The organism is Methylosinus sp. is20ea (genome assembly GCF_059718135.1).
Genome location: NZ_AP046088.1, coordinates 531,993 through 552,124, shown reverse-complemented (window position 1 = coordinate 552,124; position 20,132 = coordinate 531,993). Strand labels below are relative to the sequence as shown.

General features: G+C 61.7%; 17 protein-coding genes and 1 pseudogene. 12 read left to right on the top strand and 6 right to left on the bottom strand.

Annotation, left to right across the window (positions count from 1 at the left end; genetic code table 11):
• Positions 1-9: 9 nt before the first annotated feature.
• Positions 10-357, bottom strand: coding sequence for a hypothetical protein (locus AC6IY7_RS02525; protein ID WP_497781440.1), 348 nt, complete (start codon positions 355-357; stop codon positions 10-12).
• A 598-nt stretch (positions 358-955) separates the two neighbouring features.
• On the opposite strand from AC6IY7_RS02525, the gene AC6IY7_RS02520 reads away from it, so the two are divergent.
• Both AC6IY7_RS02520 and AC6IY7_RS02515 read left to right on the top strand, forming a co-directional pair.
• Positions 956-1,633, top strand: a complete 678-nt coding sequence (locus AC6IY7_RS02520) for a response regulator transcription factor (protein WP_497781438.1) — start codon at positions 956-958, stop codon at positions 1,631-1,633.
• Between the two features lie 413 nt (positions 1,634-2,046).
• A complete protein-coding gene (locus tag AC6IY7_RS02515; RefSeq protein WP_497781437.1) occupies positions 2,047-3,033 on the top strand; it encodes a sensor histidine kinase in 987 nt (328 codons plus the stop codon).
• A 312-nt stretch (positions 3,034-3,345) separates the two neighbouring features.
• Here AC6IY7_RS02515 and AC6IY7_RS02510 read toward each other — a convergent pair whose 3' ends face one another.
• Together AC6IY7_RS02510 and AC6IY7_RS02505 are read right to left on the bottom strand one after the other, a co-directional pair.
• Positions 3,346-3,609: an integrase core domain-containing protein gene (locus tag AC6IY7_RS02510; protein ID WP_497782765.1), complete on the bottom strand. Its 264-nt coding sequence runs from the start codon at positions 3,607-3,609 to the stop codon at positions 3,346-3,348.
• A pseudogene (locus tag AC6IY7_RS02505) lies at positions 3,558-4,106 on the bottom strand (IS3 family transposase); the annotation flags it as partial. The pseudogene AC6IY7_RS02505 and the gene AC6IY7_RS02510, both read right to left, overlap by 52 nt.
• Positions 4,107-4,543: 437 nt before the next feature.
• On the opposite strand from AC6IY7_RS02505, the gene AC6IY7_RS02500 reads away from it, so the two are divergent.
• The 3 genes from AC6IY7_RS02500 (at position 4,544) to AC6IY7_RS02490 (ending at position 7,888) form a co-directional block, all read left to right on the top strand.
• Positions 4,544-4,978: an Rrf2 family transcriptional regulator gene (locus AC6IY7_RS02500; RefSeq protein ID WP_497781436.1), complete on the top strand. Its 435-nt coding sequence runs from the start codon at positions 4,544-4,546 to the stop codon at positions 4,976-4,978.
• A gap of 142 nt (positions 4,979-5,120) precedes the next feature.
• Positions 5,121-6,785 (top strand): hydroxylamine reductase, encoded by a 1,665-nt coding sequence (hcp, locus tag AC6IY7_RS02495; RefSeq protein ID WP_497781435.1) that lies wholly within the window; start codon positions 5,121-5,123, stop codon positions 6,783-6,785.
• A gap of 74 nt (positions 6,786-6,859) precedes the next feature.
• On the top strand, positions 6,860-7,888 hold the full coding sequence (locus AC6IY7_RS02490; RefSeq protein ID WP_497781434.1) for a 2Fe-2S iron-sulfur cluster-binding protein: 1,029 nt from the start codon (positions 6,860-6,862) through the stop codon (positions 7,886-7,888).
• Between the two features lie 71 nt (positions 7,889-7,959).
• Here the strand turns inward: AC6IY7_RS02490 and AC6IY7_RS02485 are convergent, their stop codons facing one another.
• The 3 genes from AC6IY7_RS02485 to AC6IY7_RS02475 form a co-directional block, all read right to left on the bottom strand.
• A complete protein-coding gene (locus tag AC6IY7_RS02485; RefSeq protein ID WP_497781433.1) occupies positions 7,960-8,826 on the bottom strand; it encodes a phosphate/phosphite/phosphonate ABC transporter substrate-binding protein in 867 nt (288 codons plus the stop codon).
• Positions 8,783-9,886, bottom strand: a complete 1,104-nt coding sequence (locus AC6IY7_RS02480) for a fatty acid desaturase (RefSeq protein WP_497781432.1) — start codon at positions 9,884-9,886, stop codon at positions 8,783-8,785. The genes AC6IY7_RS02485 and AC6IY7_RS02480 overlap by 44 nt, the downstream gene beginning before the upstream one ends.
• 419 nt (positions 9,887-10,305) lie before the next feature.
• The gene (locus AC6IY7_RS02475; RefSeq protein WP_497782764.1) at positions 10,306-10,749 is read right to left on the bottom strand and encodes a ribbon-helix-helix domain-containing protein; all 444 of its coding nucleotides are present in this window, start codon (positions 10,747-10,749) and stop codon (positions 10,306-10,308) included.
• Between the two features lie 128 nt (positions 10,750-10,877).
• Between AC6IY7_RS02475 and AC6IY7_RS02470 the strand changes: the two genes are divergently transcribed.
• The 7 genes from AC6IY7_RS02470 to AC6IY7_RS02440 all read left to right on the top strand — a co-directional run bounded on the left by AC6IY7_RS02470 (position 10,878) and on the right by AC6IY7_RS02440 (position 20,096).
• Positions 10,878-11,225: a type I restriction-modification enzyme R subunit C-terminal domain-containing protein gene (locus AC6IY7_RS02470; RefSeq protein ID WP_497782763.1), complete on the top strand. Its 348-nt coding sequence runs from the start codon at positions 10,878-10,880 to the stop codon at positions 11,223-11,225.
• A 39-nt stretch (positions 11,226-11,264) separates the two neighbouring features.
• Positions 11,265-11,552, top strand: coding sequence for an antitoxin (locus AC6IY7_RS02465; RefSeq protein ID WP_497781431.1), 288 nt, complete (start codon positions 11,265-11,267; stop codon positions 11,550-11,552).
• A gap of 8 nt (positions 11,553-11,560) precedes the next feature.
• Entirely contained in the window at positions 11,561-11,968 is a 408-nt protein-coding gene (locus AC6IY7_RS02460; RefSeq protein ID WP_497781430.1) for a PIN domain-containing protein, read from the top strand.
• On the top strand, positions 11,965-13,446 hold the full coding sequence (locus AC6IY7_RS02455) for a restriction endonuclease subunit S (RefSeq protein WP_497781429.1): 1,482 nt from the start codon (positions 11,965-11,967) through the stop codon (positions 13,444-13,446). Before AC6IY7_RS02460 ends, AC6IY7_RS02455 begins: the two co-directional genes overlap by 4 nt.
• The gene (locus tag AC6IY7_RS02450; RefSeq protein ID WP_497781428.1) at positions 13,346-16,801 is read left to right on the top strand and encodes a hypothetical protein; all 3,456 of its coding nucleotides are present in this window, start codon (positions 13,346-13,348) and stop codon (positions 16,799-16,801) included. Before AC6IY7_RS02455 ends, AC6IY7_RS02450 begins: the two co-directional genes overlap by 101 nt.
• Positions 16,802-17,062: 261 nt before the next feature.
• Positions 17,063-19,042, top strand: a complete 1,980-nt coding sequence (locus AC6IY7_RS02445) for a hypothetical protein (protein WP_497781427.1) — start codon at positions 17,063-17,065, stop codon at positions 19,040-19,042.
• 19 nt (positions 19,043-19,061) lie between these two features.
• Entirely contained in the window at positions 19,062-20,096 is a 1,035-nt protein-coding gene (locus AC6IY7_RS02440) for a M12 family metallopeptidase (protein WP_497781426.1), read from the top strand.
• Positions 20,097-20,132 lie beyond the last annotated feature (36 nt).

Genomic DNA, 20,132 nt, shown 5'->3' with positions numbered 1-20,132 from the left:
CTCGGGGCTTCAGGAGAAAAGGGGCGGTGCGCGCGGCGACCAGGAGCTCTTCCAGCCGATCGGACGGTCGCCACGCTTGCCAGCGGCGGCTTCCAGACATTGGCCCGTCGGGTAAAATTCCGGCCATTCGGCGAGGGACGCGACGATTAGCCCGAACCCTGCCTGGGCCGCGTGGCAATTGCAGGTGCCGAAGAACAGACAGCAGGACTCTCCCTCGTCGTGGTCGGGGACCGACGAACGATGGCCTGTTCTCTGCTCGGCGCAGGAGAGGAATGACGGCGGCGCGTCGATCACGGTCGACGCCGAGTGTTTGGACGCCACGCCGAACGCGACGAGGCTCTGAAGGATGAAGGACAACGCCGCTACGCTGATGAGGAGCGGTCGGAGCCACCGTGTTCTATGTCTGTGCTGCCCCCAGGACGCCGCCACCGCCCGTCACTCCCACCTCGTTTATCGTCCTGGCCGAGTCGCCGTTCGGATAAGCTAAGCAAACTACGCGCAGATGCTCCCCTTAGTCTCACGTCCGGACGTATGGGCCCCAAAATCGTATCACTGTAGCTTCCGAGCAACAGGTGCAGGTTCAAGTCTGAGATCATCGACGATTTATCGACCTGTCGGCATCGGTGACACGCGGTCGGTTCACGTGAGGAAGGTGCGACAGTTTCCATGGACGCCCGGGGGCGCAGACGGCCATAGGAACGCGCATCATCGAGGAGGACGCCGATCATGTGCTTTCGCCGAAAAGCCGATCAGGCGAGCCCGCACGACGCGCCCGGCTGCTATTCGCGGATACCGCCGCCGCCTGTCGGCCCTCTATTGGGCGAGGGATGGGGGCGCTATTTGCGCGTCTTATTGATCTCTCGTAGAGTTTTCGCTCGCGCGCGAGAGCGGCGCGTTTCGTCTTTGGACAACCGCCGATTGAGGCAGCTTTCTTTTACGCGGAGTATGTCGCGCCATGCGTATTCTCCTGGTCGAGGACGAGTTGGACATGGGACAACTCGTCGCCTCGCTCGTCGCGGGGGCCGGCTTCGTCGTCGATCGCAGCAGCTTGCTCGAGGAGACGATCGAAGCCGCCACTCTGGTCGATTACGATCTGATCCTTCTCGATCGTCGCCTGCCCGACGGCGATGGTCTTTCTATCATTGCCGATCTCCGCAGGCTGCGGCCCGGCGTACGAATCATGATGTTGACGGCGCTGGATTCGTTGGATGATACGGTCTCCGGACTCGAGGGCGGAGCCGACGACTATCTCGCCAAGCCGTTCCGAGGCCCGGAGCTGATCGCTCGGATCAGGGCCTGCCTGAGGCGTCCGGGACCCGAGCCGCAGCCAGCGCTCGCTGTCGCCGATCTCGCCATGGACCTCGTCAGACGCGAGGTGACGATCAGCGGACGGCCCGTGTCCTTGCATCGGCGCGAACTCGCGCTACTCGAAGCGCTGATGCGGCGCGCCAATCGTGTCGTCGCGCGCGACGCGTTGCTGGAGGAGGTTTATGGCTCCCAGGTCGAAATCTCGCCTCATACGCTCGACACTCTCGTCTGGCGGTTGCGCAAGCGGCTCGAATCCTTCGACGCCTGCGTGACGATTCACCTCGCGCGCGGCATCGGCTACATGCTGAGGGAAAGCGCGCAGTGAGCCGAGATCGTTCGCTGGCGTTTCGGGTCGCGCTCTATCTCCTGGTCGCACAGTTCGTCGCGATCGCCGCCGGATGGGGTTGCGCGCTCGTTCTCGGCCTGCTCAAATTCGAAGGGTTCGCGACCTCCCTGGATGAAGTCGCGCTTCCTCGCACGCGCGCGCTAATCATCGCGGCTGTCACGCGCGGCGCGGACGGGGTGTTGCGCGTCGAGCCCACGCAAGCGCTGCGCGACGAATTGACGCATAATTCCAGGTTGAAATATGCGGTGTTCGAGCCCGCGGAGATGCGGCCCTTGCCGGGCTCCTCCCCCGAGCTCGTGACGGCTTTGGCGGGCGCCCGCGCCATTCATCCGAGCTGGATTGCATTCTCTCTCGAGCGGGAGCCACAGGACCGACCGACTGGCATTCTTCAATTGCGCGAGACGCCCTATGGCCTCCTGTCGATCGGCGTCCACGGCTTTGCTTTTCATTGGCAGGACATATTTCTCTCCCTCTTCGACGATGCGAAATGGATGAGCGCCTACTTCGGTCCGGCCGTTCTGATTTCGATCTGCACGAGCTGGTTCGCGGTGCGCCGCGGGCTCGCCCCCCTGCGGGACGTCGTCGACAAGGCCGCGCGGATCGACGTAGACTCACTCGAACAGCGTCTTCCCGCCGCCGAGGCACCCTCTGAGGTCCGGCCGCTGGTCGTCAGTTTCAATCAAGTGCTGGCGCGCCTCGACGCAGGGGCCGCACAGCTGCGCCGATTTACCGCCAACGCCGCACATGAGTTACGCACTCCTGTCGCCATTTTGACGGCGCGCCTCGACGCGCCCAAGCAACCGAGCTTCTTGATCGATCTACAAAGCGACGCTCAACGTATTCGCAATATCGTCGAGCAATTGCTCGCCACGACCCGCCTTTCGGAACGCCCCGCGGACGCCGTCGATGAGGTCGATCTCGTGGCGTCGAGCCGGCGCGTCGCGGCCGATGCGCTGCTGCTTGCCCTTCAGAAGGGGCGTCAGATCGAATTCGAGGCTCCCGAGTCCGCAGTCTATGTCCGCGGAAACCATTCGGCCATCGAGTCCGTGGTCTCCAATCTCCTCGACAATGCGCTTCGCGCCGAACCCGACGGCGGAACAGTGATCGTCCGTGTCGGCGTCGACGCGACGGTTGAAGTGATCGACCACGGCGAAGGGATCGCCGAGGCGGATCGCGACCTCATTTTCGAGCCTTTCTGGCGCAAGAACGGATCGACGCCGGGCGCCGGACTGGGCTTGCCGATCGCGAGAGAGTTGATGACGCGTCTCGGCGGCCGAGTCGGCGTCGGCGACACCAGAGGCGGGGGCGCGACTTTCAAGCTTGTCTTTTCGGCAGCCGTGCCAAAAGGGAGTGAGGCAGAACCGGCGAAACGCCTATGAATTCGATGCGAGCGACCTGGCGTGGCTGCGGTTGGGGCGGGGCGCGCTGAGGACGAGCCACGCGCAGCACCGAAGAGCCTCTCGGTTTTCAAGCCCCCGATCGATGAGCGCAAGGCCGACGCTGGCCGCGTGCGGATTCCGACGAAGGCGCCCGTCTGTAACGGGATAATGCCGCCCGGAGTGGCTTGCTACGATTTTTTCTACTTCTAATAAATATTTGTTTTCACACTATAAAATAGATCTGTAATTCGCGACTGAAACCGCGGTTTTCGGCTAATCGGTCATTCCTCGAATTGACGTGCCCCCGAAGTTTCATCCAGCGGCGAGTTGAGTCCCGGCGGTAGATACGCCCGCGGGCGTAGGGTGAGCAACAGGCGATCGGCGGAGCTGGTCCGGGTTGCGCAGCCGATCGCCTGTCGCGGTGAGCGCGGCCGCATAGTCCGCCGGCGTCGCATAGCCGAGGGAAGAGTGCGGGCGCCGGTGGTTATAATCATGAATCCAAGAGCGGATCTTCTCTCTCGCGTGCGGAATCGTCGGCCGCTGGCGAACTGGTCGTGCACGAAGTCGAGAGACCATCGGGCATTCGGCTTCGCCTCGACGAGAATCGGCGCCCGTGTTCCCACGGCGCGGCGGCGCGCGCGGCGCTTCCTCACCGTCAGCCCTTCCTCGCGGTAGAGCCGATAGATGCGGTTCTTGCCCGAACGCTCGCCCTGCTGCCGGAGCAAGACGAACAGTCGCCGGTAGCCGAGCGTGAACACCGCGACGGCCGGTTTGCGGATCGCGAAGGCGGGCGCCGCCACGACGGGAGGAAGCAGTCCTTCGAACCTCTCTCCTGTCTCGGGCAATTCCGCCGAGACACGCGGCGAGCCCGGATGCACCTCGGTGCCGACATGATGGGCGACGAGCCGCACGATGCGCTCGCCGTCGGCCATCGACATTCTGCAACCGCTGTCCTCGAGACCGCTCGACAATCTGTCGATCCAGAGCCTGCCGTCCGGATTGAGCATGACCTCGAGGACGGAAGGGTCTTCGAGAAAGCTCGCGACGGCTGGTCCCAGCGCGGTGCGCAGCATGCGCGCGCCGCGCGCGTGAGCCTGTGAATGGAGAGGAGAAGCCACCAAATCCGCCCCCGCTTCAGTCGATCGCGCGAAGGCGAACGGCTGCGGGGATGATTAGAAAAGGCAAAGAACCGGCGTAATCAACAAGACTTCGGTCCTCGTAGCAGTCGGTCGTAGTCCAGCGAAAAAATACTTGCTCGTATTCGCGAGGCAGCTCTCTCTGTGCGAAGACCCTTCCATCAGTCCGCGTCGATCTCGGCGAAGCGTGGCTCGATCTCGACCTTTTCTTTCGCGAAGCTCGGCCTTATGGGCCCCGCATAGGCTGAATCGATTTGAAACGACGACGGCGAACTGGAGAGCGTTGAAAGCATTCCACTCTTGGGCGTGGCCTCGATTTTGGCGCGCTGCTGCTCGAATTTACGAATTTCTGATACCGTGTTAAAATCCGTTCCATGAAACTTACGACCTTCACCGACTTCGGCCTGCGGGCATTGATCCTTCTGGGCAGCCGGAAGGACGAGGTGTTGAGCGCGGCGACGATCGCCGACTATTTCAGCGTGTCGCGGCACCACATGGCGAAAGTGCTGCAGGAGCTCGCCGCTTCCGGCTATGTCGAGGGAATCCGCGGCGCACAGGGCGGCGTTCGTCTTGCCAAGGACCCGCGCGACATCCGCATCGGGGACGTCGTGCGCAGCCTCGACAAGGATCAGGCGCTCGTCGACTGTTTTCGCGACGGGTGGAATGACTGCGCGCTTTTGCCGCGCTGCCGGCTGAAGGGCATGCTGGCGAACGCACAGCAAGGTTTTCTGCGGGAGCTCGATCGCTTCACCATCAGCGACTGTCTTGAAAAGACGGAAGCTGCCTCGATTCCCGATCTCGCCGAATAGAAACGGCGGGCGTCCCGAAAGACGGCGAGGCTCTTTGGAAGGCTTCTTGACGCGCGCGCCGATTAATAGGTAACTGATATACTGATTTAGTGCCCCGAGCCCGGAGCGCTCGATCGGCATCGAAAGGCCGGAGGACGCGCAGATGTTCTGTTATCAATGCGAGCAGACCTATCATTCGGACGAGGGCGCAGGCTGCGCCGGGTCGAAGGGCATGTGCGGCAAGGCCGCCGCGACTTCGGATTTGCAGGACGTGCTGCTGCATGTCTGCGAAGGGATCGGCCAATATCTGCATCGCGCCCGCGCGCTCGGCGCGACGGACGTCGAGGCTGATCGCTTCGTGCTCTATGCCTTCTTCACCACGCTGACCAACGTCAATTTCAATGCATCAAAATTTGTGCTCCTGATCCAACAGGCAGGCGAAATCAAGAAACGCGTCCAGGCGCTCTACGAAGCCGCTGCGGCAAGAGCCGGAAAGGCGCCTGAAGCCCCGGCGGGCGCCGCCGCTTTTATCCCAGCCGCCGAGCTGAACGGGCTCGTCGCCCAGGCAGCCGAGGCCTCGGTAAAGAAGGACGCGGCGGCGCTCGGCGAGGATGTCGTCGGGCTTCGATCATTGGTCCTCTATGGACTGAAGGGCGTCTGCGCCTATGCGCATCACGCCGAGGTGCTCGGCGAGGAGCGGGACGCCATCTACGAGGAGATCGAGCACGCGCTCGATCTCCTCGCCAGCGGGCCCGAGGAAATCGGCCCGCTGCTCGAAGAAGCTCTGGCGCTCGGCCGCGCCAATTTCGTCGCCATGGAGGCGCTCGACGCCGCGAACACCGGCCATTTCGGAACGCCCGAGCCGACGCGGGTCCGCGTGACGCCCCGAAAGGGAAAGGCGGTGCTCGTTTCCGGCCACGACATGAAAGATCTCTGCGCCATTCTCGAAGCCACCAAGGACAAGGGAATCGACGTCTATACGCATGGCGAACTGCTGCCGGCGCACTCCTATCCCAAGCTCAAGGCCTATCCGCATCTCGCCGGCAATTACGGCGGGGCCTGGCAGGATCAGCAAAGGGAGTTCGCCGAGTTTCCCGGCCCGATCGTCATGACGTCCAATTGCTTGATCGAGCCGCAACCGCGCTATCGCGGCCGCATTTTCACCGCCGGGCCGGTCGGCTGGCCGGGAATTCGGCATATCGAGAACGGCGATTTCTCCATCGTCGCGCAAGCCGCCGCCGCTCTGCCGGGCTTCGCCGAAGACGTCCCCGAGGAGACCATCACCATCGGATTTGGCCGCGACACGGTGCTCGGCGTCGCCGACAAGGTGATCGAGGCGGTGAAGGCGGGGGCGATCCGCCACTTCTTCCTGGTCGGCGGCTGCGACGGCGCGGCGCCGGGGCGCAACTACTATACCGACTTCGCCGAGCATGCGCCGCAGGACACGGTGGTGCTGACGCTCGGCTGCGGCAAATATCGCTTCAATCGACATGATTTCGGAACGATCGGCGGCTTGCCGCGCCTCCTCGACATGGGCCAGTGCAACGACGCCTATTCGGCTCTCGTCGTCGCGACCAAGCTCGCCGAGGCCTTCGGCGTGGGCGTGAACCAATTGCCATTGTCGTTGATCGTTTCCTGGTTCGAGCAGAAGGCCGCCGCCGTGCTGCTGACGCTGCTGGCGCTGGGCGTGCGCAATGTGCGGCTCGGACCGACGCTGCCGGCCTTCCTGACGCCGGCGCTGGTCGATGTTCTGGTCGAGAAATTCGGCGTGCTGCCGATCACGGACGCCAAGGCCGATATCGAAGCTTCGCTCGCGCGGGCGGCGTGACGTTCGAGCGTTGCCTCGCGCCCGGGCGTCGAGAGACGCCCGGGCGAAGCGAAATCCCACATCGGATCTCCCGCATGTTCAAGGTCAATCTGGTCACGCGCGATGGCGCGTCGCTCGCTTTCGACGCCGATCCCTCCGATACGCTGCTCGACGCGGCCGCGAAGGCGAATATTTTTCTACCGGCCGCCTGCCGCGAAGGCGGCTGTGGAACCTGCCGCGTGACGCGCAAGGCGGGCGTCGTGGCGCTCGGGTCTTACAGCCGGTCGGCGCTCACCGACGCCGACCGCGCCGCCGGCGACATTCTGTTGTGTCGCGCCGCGGCGCATAGCGATCTCGAGCTGACAGCGCCGTTCGACAAAGCCGTCATCGGCTTTTCTCACATTCCCGAGCGCCGCGCCCGCATTACGGAGGTCGGGCCCGCGGGCGCCGGCGCCGTTCGGCTCGTTCTTCGGCACGAGGACGATCCCACGTATGGACGGGCGGCGGAGTTCATTCCCGGGCAATTCATGGAGCTCACGCTTCCGGGAACGTCGATCACCCGCGCTTATTCGCTCGCCAATACGCCCAATTGGGAGGGAACGCTGGAGTTCTCGATTCGGCTGCATCCGCAGGGGGCATTCTCGGCCTATCTCCGGGGCCGGGCCGAAATCGGCGACGCGCTTTGCGTCAGAGGCCCGCAAGGCAGCTTCGTCATCGACGAGGCCAGCCACGCGCCGCGTTGGTTCGTCGCCGGCGGCACGGGGGTTGCACCGATATTGTCCATGCTGCGTCAAATGGCCGAATTCGGCGACGCGCGCGAGGCGCGCCTGTTTTTCGGCGTCAACACGCAGGACGAACTGTTCGCGACCGATGCGGTGGAAGAGTTATCGAAGTCGCTACCCGGCTTCGACGCGATGCTCTGCGTCTGGAGGCCGGGGCCGGATTGGTCCGGCTTTGCCGGAACGCCGGCGGAAGCGCTCGCCGCCGCCCTCGCCGACAGCTCCACGCGGCCCGACATTTATGTCTGCGGACCGCCGGCGCTCATCGAGGCGACGGAGGCCGTCGCTCTCGCGGGAGGCGTCCCTCAGGACCGCATCTTCAGCGAGCGCTTTTCGCCGGCCTGATGCAGTAGGGGAGCGAAAATGGCCCTGCTTCATGCGCGCAAGATCTTCGCTCAAAATTCGGCTACTTTTGCTTATTTTATCTCGGGAAAGCCGAGATCGGCGGCTTCGCGCTCGAATTCCGTCAGACGTTCGTAGGCGTCGACATCGGGCGTGGAAAGGCCAGCGAGTTCCAACGCTCCGCGTATGTCGGCCGTCTGTGGATCGTCCATGATCTCATGCAATGTCTCGGCAATAGCCGCCGCATCGGATTCGCTCGTGTTCATTGCAGTCACAAATGGCAATGACGGGCTGGCTACGGTCTCGCCGAGTATCCGGTATCGTTCGGAGGCGACGGGGCGGAACTTCTTGAAAAATCCCCACGTCACATTGTCGATCGAGCAGATATCGATGCTGCTCTCGTCGAGGCGTTCGAGACTCGCGACATGCCCACCGGTCATGACGACGGAGGAAAAGAAGGGCTTTCCGCCAGCAATCCGCGCGAGCGACAGTCGCGGCAAGTTCATACCGGAGTTCGACATTAAGCTGTTGCACCCGAATATCCGCCCGCGCATATCTTCCAGGCATTCGGCGGGATCATCGCTTCTGACCATGAAGAAGGCGCGATGAGTGGATCCAACGCATCCAGGGGTCGAGTAATGCGGTGTTTCAAGAACGCGTCCCTTATCGCGGTAATGCTTGAACAGCGGATAGCCGCACATCTGGGTAAAGAATACCTCCGGCCCGACGCCCTCCGGAGTCGCACATCCGCCGCTATACAACTCGATGTCGGCGGTTTCGACGCCCTTGGCGCAAAGCCCGAGTTGCAAGGCCGTCCAGAGGGCGGCATTAGCGGCGGCCATCTCGGGAAGACAGTACATCGGCAGGCTGGCCGTCCGCCGCGACGGACGTGCTGCATCATGTCGCATGCGTACCCAACGTGATGCGCGGCTGCGTTGCATAACCGGGCTCGAGCATAGCCGCATCAGACAATGAATTCTTGCTGGCGAGGCCAGGCGGATGGATCGGGATGAAATTCGGCGTGGTGAGCCATCGCCGAGCGATCTCACCATAACCTCGAAACACGAAGCCGCCGTTGTGCGCCTGAATGCGTTCACGATGCTGGCGCCAGACACGAGGTAATTTCCACCAGGATAACGTCGGGAAAAGATGGTGAACGGCGTGGAGGTTGTTCCACAGAAACAGAAGACCGAACACCCAATTCGATTCGACGACTGCAGTGCGTTCGCTCGGCCGCTCACCCCAGCGGTGCTCGGTGAAGCTGCGCGTCATGCCAAAAACAAAACCACTGTAGACGAACTCTACAAGGTACGACCAAACGGACATCTCGAATACGCGCATCACGAGCAGCAGCATCAAGGCTAAGCCGATGCAGTGGCGAAGCCATATGCCGGCATTTGCAGTGTCGCCGGCGATCATTTTGCCGACTTCCTCGATAAAAAGGCGCGACGTTTGCAGGAAAGGACCGATAAGCAGCCTTCCCAAGAAGGTCTGATTGACTGTGAGAAGCCACCTCCACAGATCGCTACGCTCTTTCCAGTCCTCTTCCTTGCTATAGTAAGATTCTGGATCCTCCCTTGGATAGGTGATATGGCGGTTGCGATGATGCTGTGAATGCGATCTCCGATAGAGTTCGAAGGGATACCACACACCGATCGGCGCCCAGACGAGCGCGCGACGTAGCCACTTCGGTATCCCGCGCATGCCGTGAATTGCTTCGTGTTGCAAAGAGGAATGCCACTGCACGATGTAGCCTGCCAGCGGAGCCGTGATCCACCAAGGAACGTACTCATGAGAAGCGAGCAGCAGTATCCAGCTGGCGTAGATCACTGCCGCAACCAGGAACGTCGGCCCTTCATGCCGCTCGAACCACGAGGCAGAAGCCGTATTTCCGGCAAGGGCGAGCATCAAGCCTTGCGCAGCTCCCACCGAGCCGACTCCGGATCTGTCGCCGCCAATTTCGCCTTCGAGATATGGAATGAAGTGCGATCCGTCAAGCACATGCCTCCCGTTTCATGGCGATGTGATTCAGCAGCGGCGCAGGCCATTTCGTTGTAGCGATGAGCCCCGCATGGTGAGGTTTTGCAGAAGCCTGCTTTCCCGGTGCCCGCTCGGCGCTGTCGGCCTGTTCCCGGACGCCGCTTTCGATACGGCGCACCAGGATTTCAGTAGTAAATCGATGGACTTTGTCATTTTAATGATTTGGCGCAAATTGGCAATCCGGCGCGTCTGTTGATTGGCAGGGCGATGTCATGTCTGGACGGCGCCTTCGCGTCGAGGCGACTTTGAAAGCATTGCTATGGTTCGCGAGCGCGGTCATGTCTTCGGCCTATGGTGGCCGCAAAGCGCCCGCCGGTCCTGATGTTGTCCGCTGATCCCTCGCCCCGATCACATTAGCCTGGCGAAAAAATACTTGCTTTCTATTCGTGCGAGTCGGTGGCGTTCTCGTCTGCTTGGTTTCCCCGGAACATGTCTCTCGGAATCTCGTCCAATAAGGTCCGTCCCTGATTGAGTCGTCGCCCCAGCGCCTCGATGAAGCCCTCGTAGCGTTCGCGCCCTTTCACCTGGGCGCTCGCCTGCGCCTCTGGCGGCAAGGGCGGCGTGACGGTCAGCCAGAACCGAACGAACAGCGCGAGCGCTTCAGTCGAGAGCCCGCTGTTGCGTTCGAGGCGTTGAACTTGGCGGGTCAACCTGTCGAGGCGGCGGGTGAAGGCAGCCTCCATGCGATCCGCGCCGTCGGGCGACAGGAAGGACCCGACCGCAGCCTCGACGATGGCGGAACGCGTCAGACGTTTCTGCGCGGCGAGTTCGTTGATCCTCGCGATCATCTCCACGGGAAGCGAAACATTGAGGCGGTCGCGCATCATGGCCTCCTACAGATCGAGGCCGTCGGCCGGGTCCATGGCGCCCTGGCGGGCGAGGCCGCCCATGCGCTGCCGGATGATTTCTTGCTGGCGCGCGGCCTGCTCGGGCGTGTCGTCGACGATGGCGAATTCATTCGCATCCCGACGCGACGGCGCGCGTTGGCGAGATCGCGCAGCTCGGCTCGAAGCTCGGCGTCGGCCGGGCGCGTCGACGTGTAGCGCGCCGTCTTGCGATCGATGGCGACAACCTGTGGCTCGGCCGCGAGGAGAAGGCGGGCCGCCTCTATAGCGACGAGCAGAGGGAATGGCTCACAGCGATCCGCGATCATCTTGCGGTAAATATCGAGATCAGGCAGCAGGACGTCATGGATGCGCCGGACTTCGCCGCCCGCGGCGGAATCGTCCGGGCGCGCGCTTTGTTCGGTGCCCGCCTGCCTGCGCTTCTCGACGAATTGACCGATGCGCCGGTCGCATGATATCTATCACAGATAGATAACATTCAACCGAGACGCGAGATGACCGCGAGCGCCGGCAAGCCCGTCGAAGGGAAAGCGACCGCCAAGCTGTTCATGCATGGCCGCAGCCAGGCCGTGCGCCTGCCCAAGGAGTTCCGCTTCGAGGGGAAAGAGGTGCGCGTCAGCAAGGTGGGCGACAAGGTGATCTTGGAGCCTTTGAAAAAGGAGCCGTTCGACGTGGAGGCCTGGCGCACGCGGCTCGACGCCTTGGGCGCGAGAGATTTCTTGCCGGACGGCCTGCCCGACGATCCGCCGCTCGAGCCCGACGACTCGATTTCATTCGATTGACGCGGACGATGTTTTGTCTCGACACCAACATCGTCATCTTCGCCTTGAACAAGCGGAAGCCCTGGATCGCCGCGAGGCTCGAGAATGAGCTGAGGGCGGGAACGGCGCTCATCGTCCCCGCGATCGTGCTGTTCGAGCTCGATTATGGAATCGTCAAGAGCGACAGAGCGGAACAGGCGCGCGCCCTCCTCGAGGGCTTCTTGTCCGCCGGGATCGGTCAGCCGGCGTTCGACGCCGAGGATGCGCGCGAAGCGGCGGACATAAGGGCGTTCCTCGAACGGCAGGGGACGCCGATCGGCCCTTTCGACTATCTCGTCGCGGCGCAGGCGCGGCGGCGCGGCGCGGCGCTGGTGACGCTCAACCGTCGCGAGTTCGAGCGCGTGCCGGGGCTGCTGGTGACGGATTGGGCGGCATGACGCTCGTGGAGGCGAAGGCGGGAGGCACGGGCGGCGATGTGACGTGCGCGGATGGGCCGTGGGAGCTGCCGGAAGGATGGGTGTGGGCCAAGTGTGCGGAGATAGCCAACATTAACCCGACCACGAGCCTCGACTGCCTCTCAGGAACGGAGTCGATCCGCTTCGTGCCTATGGCGGCCGTATCAGAAGAGACAGGCCAGATCGACCTCTCTATCCGTCGGCCCGTCAATGAAGTTGCGAAGGGCTACGTCCGTTTCATGGAAGGTGATGTGATCTTCGCGAAGATCACACCCTGCATGGAGAACGGTAAGGTGGCGCCCGTGACGGGGGTGCCTTCGGGGTATGCCGCAGGCTCGACCGAGTTTCACGTCTTTCGTCCGAAAGCTGTCGAACAGCGCTACCTCTGGTACTGGTTGGTCAGCCGCGCTTTTCGGGGGCGCGCTAAACGAAATATGAGCGGATCGGCGGGTCAATTACGAGTGCCCGTTGATTATTTGCGGGATGCGGACTTCCCGCTCGCCGAGCAGCGGCGCATCGTGGCGCGGATCGACGAATTGTTCGCCGAGATCGCCGATGGCGAAGCGGCGTTGCGCGAGGCGCGCAAGGGTCTCGATCTGTTTCGCCGCGCGCTCCTCAAAGCCGCCGTTACCGGTGAGCTGACGAAGGATTGGCGCGAGGCGAACAAGGCAACCGAAACCGGCCGTGACTTGCTCGCTCGCATCCACGCTGAGCGCACGACGCATGTTTTCACAAAAGGCCGTTCCAGGCGCGTATCCAATTCGACGGTGCTGGATACGCAGAATCTGCCCGACTTGCCAGATAGTTGGGTCTGGGGGAAATTGAGTGAGCTTGGTGATTTTGGGCGCGGCAAATCTCGACATCGGCCGCGAGATGACAAGCGGTTATACGGTGGGGTGATGCCTTTTCTACAAACGGGCATTGTCGCCAACGCTGATGATTATATCCAATCGTTTCATCAGACATACAGCGAAATGGGTGTTGCGCAGAGCAGAATTTGGCCTGCTGGAACGCTTTGCATAACGATTGCCGCGAACATCGCTAAAACCGCTATAACAACGTTCCCGTGTTGCTTTCCGGACAGCGTGGTAGGCTTAACTCCGACCGCACAACTCGACCCATATTGGGTCCACACATGGCTTCAGACCATTCAGCAGCGGTTGGAGCGATTTGCTCCGGCGACTGCGCAAAAGAACATAAATCTTGAGGTTTTGGACGCTGTGTTGGTGCCGATTCCACCAGCAACAGAAGTGACCGAAATCCTCTGCCGCGTCTCTGATAGAGGGTCGACGGGGCTCGACAACCAGAGAGAGCGAATTATCTGGCCAGCGTCGCGGTACCGAAGGTCGGAGTTCGCTCATGACCGAGAACGAAAGCAAGCCGCAGGGCGGCGCTCTCGCCGGCAACAGCATGATTGTCGCCGCTCTGGTGATGACAGGTGCGGCCTTCTTCTATCGTGAAGCGCCGCTCCTGCCTTCGCGTCCGACATCGACTGAATCGGTCGTCCGCGAGGCTGGCCCGCAAGTGGATGCGAGATTATGGCAAGACCCCTTCGCCGCGGTCGCGCAAGCGACAAAGGCGAAAGCCGACGGCAAGCAGGACGCCTGCGACAGGAATGTCAATTCCGGACCACCGAACTGCATCCAATCTACCATTCAGGGGACCATTCCGATCGCCGTGACAGTGTCTGGCGGGCCCAATTATGACGACGGGGAGTATCGCCGTCGGTTACGCTACGCCGTTTTCGCGGGTCTGGATCGAGCCGGGTTTCGGCCGATCGACCCTGGACATCTGAGCTATTTCATCCCCGCAGCTACTGACGATACGCAGAATGACCGGCTACCTTGCGTCATCCCCTACGAGCAGTTCGAGCTCCAGAGCGCCGAAGGCTCATTCGATCCATCGGTGCGCAAGAAGGTCACGCTCCTGTGGTTGAACGAAGACGTGGTCGCCAGCGCGCCTTTCGAGAAGCTCGCCGCGCTTCGGAGGTCGGTCGCGATACCGCGAGACGCGCAGCTCTTCATGATTGGACCCCAAACCTCTGGCACGCTCGCCAGGATAAACGACGAGAGCGTTCACGCCCCGGAGCCCGAGCCCTTGCAGATCGTCTCCTACGGAGTGACCGCTGAAAAACGCGGCGAAGAGGTTCCTCAGCCGAGGAATGTCATACTCCGTCGGGCGATCGCGTCGGACGACAAGCTCGCCGAGGTCGTCCTCGACGAATTGGACAGGCGGGGCGTTGCCCCCGGCGATCGCCAGCATGTCGCGCTCATCGCCGAATTGGACACGATCTACGGCCAGAGTCTGGCGGAAACGTTCAAGCGTCGTCTCACGAAGGGAATCGGCGACCGCCGCGACTGCTGCCGCGAGCCCTTCGTGCACAGGCTCGGCTATTTGCGCGGATTGGACGGCGCCGGTCCGAAATCCGAGACTGGCGGCGAGCGCAAGGACGAAGGCGCGCCGTCGCATGCGAAAGACAGAGACACCGCCAAGACGCAGATCGATCCTCGCGCCCTCGATCTGCCTTATGGCCAGAGCCAGTTCGATTATCTGCGCCGCATCGCCGACAAGCTGCGCAGGATAGACGACGGGCTACGCGAGCGGGGTAAGGAAGGCATAAGGGCGATCGGCGTGCTCGGTAGCGAGGCCTTCGACAAGCTTCTCGTGCTTCGCGCGCTGAAGCCGGCGTTCCCCAACGCACAGTTCTTCACGACGGATTTCGACACGATCTTCATGACGAGAAGCGAGCTCGAATGGACGCGCAATCTTCTCGTCGCCTCCAGTTTCGGGCCGGAGCTCGACGAACGTCTTCAGGGCCAGATCGCGCCTTTTCGCAGCGTCTACCAGACCGCGGCCTTTTTAGCGGCGCAACTCGTCGTCGCGGAAGCGAAGGTCGAGGACATTTCGCGGGCTAAGGCCAATGCGCGGCGTGAAAGCGAGCATCGTCAGGAGCCGCGAGGCCTGGGCGAGGCCGCGAGTCCGAAGAGCCGCCAGGGCCGTGCAAACAAGTCTATTCCGGCGAGCACGGCTTCGACCGCAGCGCCGAGCGCCGCGATGCTCGCGCTCGATCGCGGCTCGACAGTCTCGTTGGATTCGACAGTCCCGTTGGATCATGACGCGGGCCACATCGCGGACTGGTTTTCAGAAGCGCAGATTTTCGAAGTTGCGAGAACGGGCGACATCCTGCCGCTTCCGCGCCATAGGACCGATTATGAGACGAAGCGGGCTCCCTGCGACGGCGACCATCTCCTGTCCTGCGACAACATCCAGCCGGACGCGCAGCGGCTCTATCCCGCGATTGGAGTCCCGGCGCAGATCGGCTTGGCGATCCTGCTCGGATCGGCGGGAGCCGCCATTCTCGTCTACGCCTATATCCGCCGCGAGCGATTTCGCAATTGGGGCAAGCCGGATCAATATTCCATCGACTTCGCTTGGCTCGGGACGCTGCTCATTTTGTGGGGCCTCGTCGCATTGTTCTGGGAGTCTTTCGCGCGCGCTGTGACGGAGGACGGCGCCGGCGAGCGAATCGCCTTCTTCCAAGGCGTCAGCACTTGGCCGTCAGTGGTGATCGCCTTCCTCGCCGTGCTCGTTTCCATTCGGCTGATCGCGCGCGCCGGCGCGGAACTCGACGCCAATATCGACGAAATCGCGACGCATATGAGGTTGCCCGAACGCAAAAAGCTGATCGAAACCGAAGAGGAGAGGACAAAGCAGAATAGCGGCTGGATGAACTTCAAAAGAATATTTTTTTACCGTCTATCGGAATTGGAGGTGAAACAGGCAGAGACGAAAATCGATACGGCGAAGACGAAGACTCAGATCTGGCCTTGGATGCTGTGGCTGGACTTCCTCCGCGCCTTCATGCGCGCCTTCATGACTTCTGACAAATCCGCAGGCGACACGGACGACGACAAAAAATCGAAAGAGAAACTCGACGAGCTTCCGTATGAGGTAGCAAAGGCCTGGGAGACCTATGTGGTCCAGGGTCGTCGGAAGGCCCGACTTCTACGCAGCGGGGTCGCCAGCGCCATTCTCACTCTCACCCTCTTCGTGCTGGTGACGTTACTCGGCGCGCCGAGGCCTCCGATCCGCGGCGATCTCGCGAGAACTGCCTCGACCTTCGGCGTTCTCGCCGAGGCGTTCTTCATTTCCATGCTCATCTTTATCGTCTTCGACGCGACTTTTCTCTGTCTGAGCTTCATCTGGGAGCTCGCGCGAGGCCGCACGCAGTGGCCGCAATCGACTGTGGCGCTGTTTGAGAAAAAGCTCGGAAAATCGGCAGGTGAGGTTTCGAAGACAAGCGAGGTCGGCAGCTCCACGCCGGACCGCATTCTGAACGATTGGATCGATCTCGTCTTCATCCAGCGGCGAACCGAATGCGTCAACGCGCTCGTCTATTATCCCTTCTTCGTGATCGCTATCGTGATACTCGCGCAGAGCGGCGTGTTTGCTCCTTATCCCGTCAGCGGCCTCGTCTTTGCAGCGGAGGCGGCCGGGCTCCTGGCCGTCTTCTGCTGCGTCTGGGCTTTTCGGCGCGCCGCCGAAAAGGCGCGCACGGAAACGCGCAATCACATTTCCGACGTCGACATCCGAGCTAAGGCCGACAGTGGCAAGGGCTACTGCGGCATGGGCGACGGCAGGACAAAGGACTGGTCGGCTCCCCAGCTCGATACGCTCCGCGAGCGCGTCGAACGCATGCGCGGCGGCGCCTTCAGTCCCGTGCTCGAACAGCCTGTCATCCGAGCGCTATCTCTTCCCTTGGCGAGCATAGGCGTTACGAATTTAATTCAGTTCAAGCTGCCTTTCGGCCCATAGCTCTAGGCGATCGCCGTGCTTATTCCATGCCGAGACCTGGAAACCGGGCATTCGTCACTTTGGGATTGCGTAGGCAGTATTCGCGCACGCAACAATTTAATGCCTGCGAGTCGAGCTTATGCTCAAGGGCTTTCGATCAGTCGATCTGGCCTTCGGCCTGACCACTGTCCTGGGTCCATTCGCGGGTGACGATTTCAGTCGGAACCATCATCGTCATTGCGGCAATGCTGTTACCCCACTGAGACCGAGGCAAGAAAGGAGATGCTCGATGTCGCGAATTCCAAAGTCACGGCGAGGGACATTGAAAGGAAAAGGGGCACGGAATTGAAGGCCGAATTTCGAGCGCGAAGCGAACACACCGCACCTCGTTCCCCGGGAGCGACGACGCAAGACGTTGTCGGCACGACCGCGACCGGAGCTTATTTTATCGTCGATCCGATTTTTCTCGATTCCGCGAAGGCTGCGCCCTATCGGCGTCAATTAGGAGATCCGCCTTATCGTCCGCTGCGAATCTTCGCTCTCGACCCCTCCGCAAGCCGGCTGGACGGAGCGATCGCCACCATCAAATTGCCATACGAAAGGCTCTCGCCGGGGCCACGCAGTGTCATCCTCGAAGTGAAAGAGGACCTCGAGGATGCGAGCAGCGACCAGCTCGACCTCGATGACCCGAAGGCTCTAATCGGCAATGGACGAGATCCGTCGATAACGGACATGCTCTTCCACCAGCAAATGGTCTATGCCGTTTGTGCTTCGACCTGGAACATGTTTCGTGAAGCGCTCGGCCGCGATCCGTCCTGGGGTTTTCACGCACGGACAGGCGAATCCTGCGCCACGCTCCGTATCCGCCCGCACGCCTTCAAAGAAGCGAACGCCTATTATCAACCGGGCGCCGGCGAATTATGTTTCGGCTACTATGACGCCACTGCTTCAGTGACCGGCCGAAATCTTCCTTTCGGCCGCATCTACACATGCCTCTCCCATGACATCATCGTTCACGAAACGACGCATGCCCTGCTCGATGGGCTGCGGCGACATTTTCTCTTGCCTGCGCATTCGGACGTTGCCGCTTTTCACGAGGGCTTTGCCGATCTGGTCGCCATATTCGCGCGCTTCTCCTATCCGGATGTCGTGCTCGCCGCGATCGAACGATCCGGGGGCGATGCGCTGCGTGATTCGTTGCTTCTCTCTATCGCTGCGCAGTTCGGACAAACAACGGGTCAGAACGGGCCGCTACGAAGCGCGATTAACGCGGAGGGCTTCCGGACGGGCAACGAAAATGTACTTCCCAAATCGTATGCAGAGGCAGGTGACGAACCGCATGCTCTCGGTTCGGTCCTCGTCTCCGCGGTGTTCGAAGCATTCGAGACTGTTTTCCGGCGCAGGACCGCAGCGTATCGGCGCTTGTCGAAGCGTTCCGCGAGCGTCGGCGAGGATCCAGAATTCTGCAATCTGATGGCGCAGGAAGCGAGCCGATCGGCGCGCCAGTTCTTCTCGATTTGTGTTCGGGCCATAGACTATTGCCCGCCCGTCGATCTGCGCTTCGGCGAGTTTCTGCGCGCCATGATCACGGCGGATTTCGATCTTGTACCCGACGATCCTTTGGCCTATCGCGAAGCATTGATCGACGCCTTCGCCCGGCGTGGTGTCTATCCCGACGATGTGCCCGGCCTTTCGGAGGACGCGCTGCTCTGGCGACCGCCGCAAAAAAGCCTCGCGCCAATCCTCGAGCTTCACTTCGGCAATCTGAGATTCGCCGGCGACCCTGGCCGCGCCGCAGACGCCGTCGAGCTCCGCCGCCAAGCAGAGGCTCTCGGCGCCTATGTCATGAGGCCGGACATCGCGTCAGAGTTCGGTTGCGCCATCCCGGGCGATCCCGATCTGCGCGGCGATCGGGTCGACCCTGCCGAAGTGTGCTCTGTTCGGTCGCTTCGACGCGTCGGACCTGACCAATCCGTCGTCTTCGATATCGTTGCGGAAATTGTGCAGCGCCGTTGGTTGTCGGCGCCAGGACAAGCGCCGATCGAATTTCTCGGTGGCGCGACGGCGATCATAGGACCCGATGGCCACGTCCGCTACGTGATTCGAAAACGCCTTACCGACAACGTGCGTGCGAGAGCGCATCGTGAGCGGGCGGACGAGAAGGAGAATTGGACGTTGCAAGGCGGCAGGCGCCGCCTGCGACGCGCATCTTTGCGCGAGATGCACCAGCGTTCGGACCGGCGCGGCTCTGAAATCGGCTGACGCAATAGAGGGAATAGAGATGGGAAACAAAGAGAAGGACATGCTCCGAGCGCTCGTCGAGATCGCACGTATCGCGGACAATGCATCGGACCATTTCGGTCGAAACCGGCCCGGAGGCGATCATTGCGCCGATCATAATCGTGACAAGAGCGATTCGCCCGTGGATTTGGGCTGCACGCCCAAGATGCTTCCGGAGCGGGTTCGGCTCGAGGCGGCGAAGACGGCAATGCGGATCAATCCGGTGAACGGTTTGAACATGGCCGCCATGGCCTCGTTGGGATCGGCAGTCGACGTCATCCAACCCGAACATTTGACGCTTCTGACCGCGAAATACTGGGGGCCGCAGCCGCGGCGCTTGACCGTTAGTTTTATGGAGCCGACGGAGCCAGATCTGCGCAAGCGTATCATCGACCATATGAATGCTTGGACCCAATACGGCTGCATCTCCTTCGTGGAGACGCGCGGTGTCGGCCATGTGCGCGTGTCGCGCGGAGGTGGCGGATATTGGTCCTATCTGGGGACCGACATCATGCACATTCCGCAAGATAGGCAGACGATGAACCTGCAAGGATTCACGATGCAAACGCCGGAGAGCGAGTACCGACGCGTCATCCGTCACGAGACCGGCCATACGATGGGCTTTCCGCATGAACATATGCGCAAGGAGCTCGTCTCGGCGATCGATCCGCAGAAAGCCTACGACTATTTCTTGCGGACGCAGGGCTGGGATCGCAGCATGGTGAACCGGCAGGTGCTGACATCGCTCGATGAGAATTCCATCATGGGTACGCCGGCAGATCAAGATTCGATCATGTGCTACCAGCTTCCGGGATCGATCACGCGGGACGGGGGGCCAATTCGCGGCGGTATCGATATCAATGCGACTGACGCCTCCTTCTGCGCGCGAATCTATCCGCGTGCCCGCGCGGCGACCGAATCCCTGCCGAGCGGGCGCGGAGACGAAAAAGACGTCCACGACGCTCACGCTCTCTCCCTGAGCGGAGATTGGAGTCCGGAAGAAGATGTGCATCCAGACGAATCGTTCTTCGATTGAGCTCCCTCGACAATCACTGTGTCGGTAGCCATGCCA

What these genes read in the sequence shown, in the direction of transcription:
- hcp (WP_497781435.1), top strand. Translation starts at nt 5,121, where the DNA reads ATGTTCTGTTATCAATGCGAGCAGACCTATCATTCGGACGAGGGCGCA.
- AC6IY7_RS02450 (WP_497781428.1), top strand. Translation starts at nt 13,346, where the DNA reads ATGACCGAGAACGAAAGCAAGCCGCAGGGCGGCGCTCTCGCCGGCAAC.
- AC6IY7_RS02485 (WP_497781433.1), bottom strand. Translation starts at nt 8,826, where the DNA reads ATGCAACGCAGCCGCGCATCACGTTGGGTACGCATGCGACATGATGCA.
- AC6IY7_RS02500 (WP_497781436.1), top strand. Translation starts at nt 4,544, where the DNA reads ATGAAACTTACGACCTTCACCGACTTCGGCCTGCGGGCATTGATCCTT.
- AC6IY7_RS02520 (WP_497781438.1), top strand. Translation starts at nt 956, where the DNA reads ATGCGTATTCTCCTGGTCGAGGACGAGTTGGACATGGGACAACTCGTC.
- AC6IY7_RS02475 (WP_497782764.1), bottom strand. Translation starts at nt 10,749, where the DNA reads ATGCGCGACCGCCTCAATGTTTCGCTTCCCGTGGAGATGATCGCGAGG.
- AC6IY7_RS02510 (WP_497782765.1), bottom strand. Translation starts at nt 3,609, where the DNA reads ATGGTCTCTCGACTTCGTGCACGACCAGTTCGCCAGCGGCCGACGATT.
- AC6IY7_RS02440 (WP_497781426.1), top strand. Translation starts at nt 19,062, where the DNA reads ATGGGAAACAAAGAGAAGGACATGCTCCGAGCGCTCGTCGAGATCGCA.
- AC6IY7_RS02455 (WP_497781429.1), top strand. Translation starts at nt 11,965, where the DNA reads ATGACGCTCGTGGAGGCGAAGGCGGGAGGCACGGGCGGCGATGTGACG.
- AC6IY7_RS02490 (WP_497781434.1), top strand. Translation starts at nt 6,860, where the DNA reads ATGTTCAAGGTCAATCTGGTCACGCGCGATGGCGCGTCGCTCGCTTTC.
- AC6IY7_RS02460 (WP_497781430.1), top strand. Translation starts at nt 11,561, where the DNA reads ATGTTTTGTCTCGACACCAACATCGTCATCTTCGCCTTGAACAAGCGG.
- AC6IY7_RS02445 (WP_497781427.1), top strand. Translation starts at nt 17,063, where the DNA reads ATGCTCGATGTCGCGAATTCCAAAGTCACGGCGAGGGACATTGAAAGG.
- AC6IY7_RS02465 (WP_497781431.1), top strand. Translation starts at nt 11,265, where the DNA reads ATGACCGCGAGCGCCGGCAAGCCCGTCGAAGGGAAAGCGACCGCCAAG.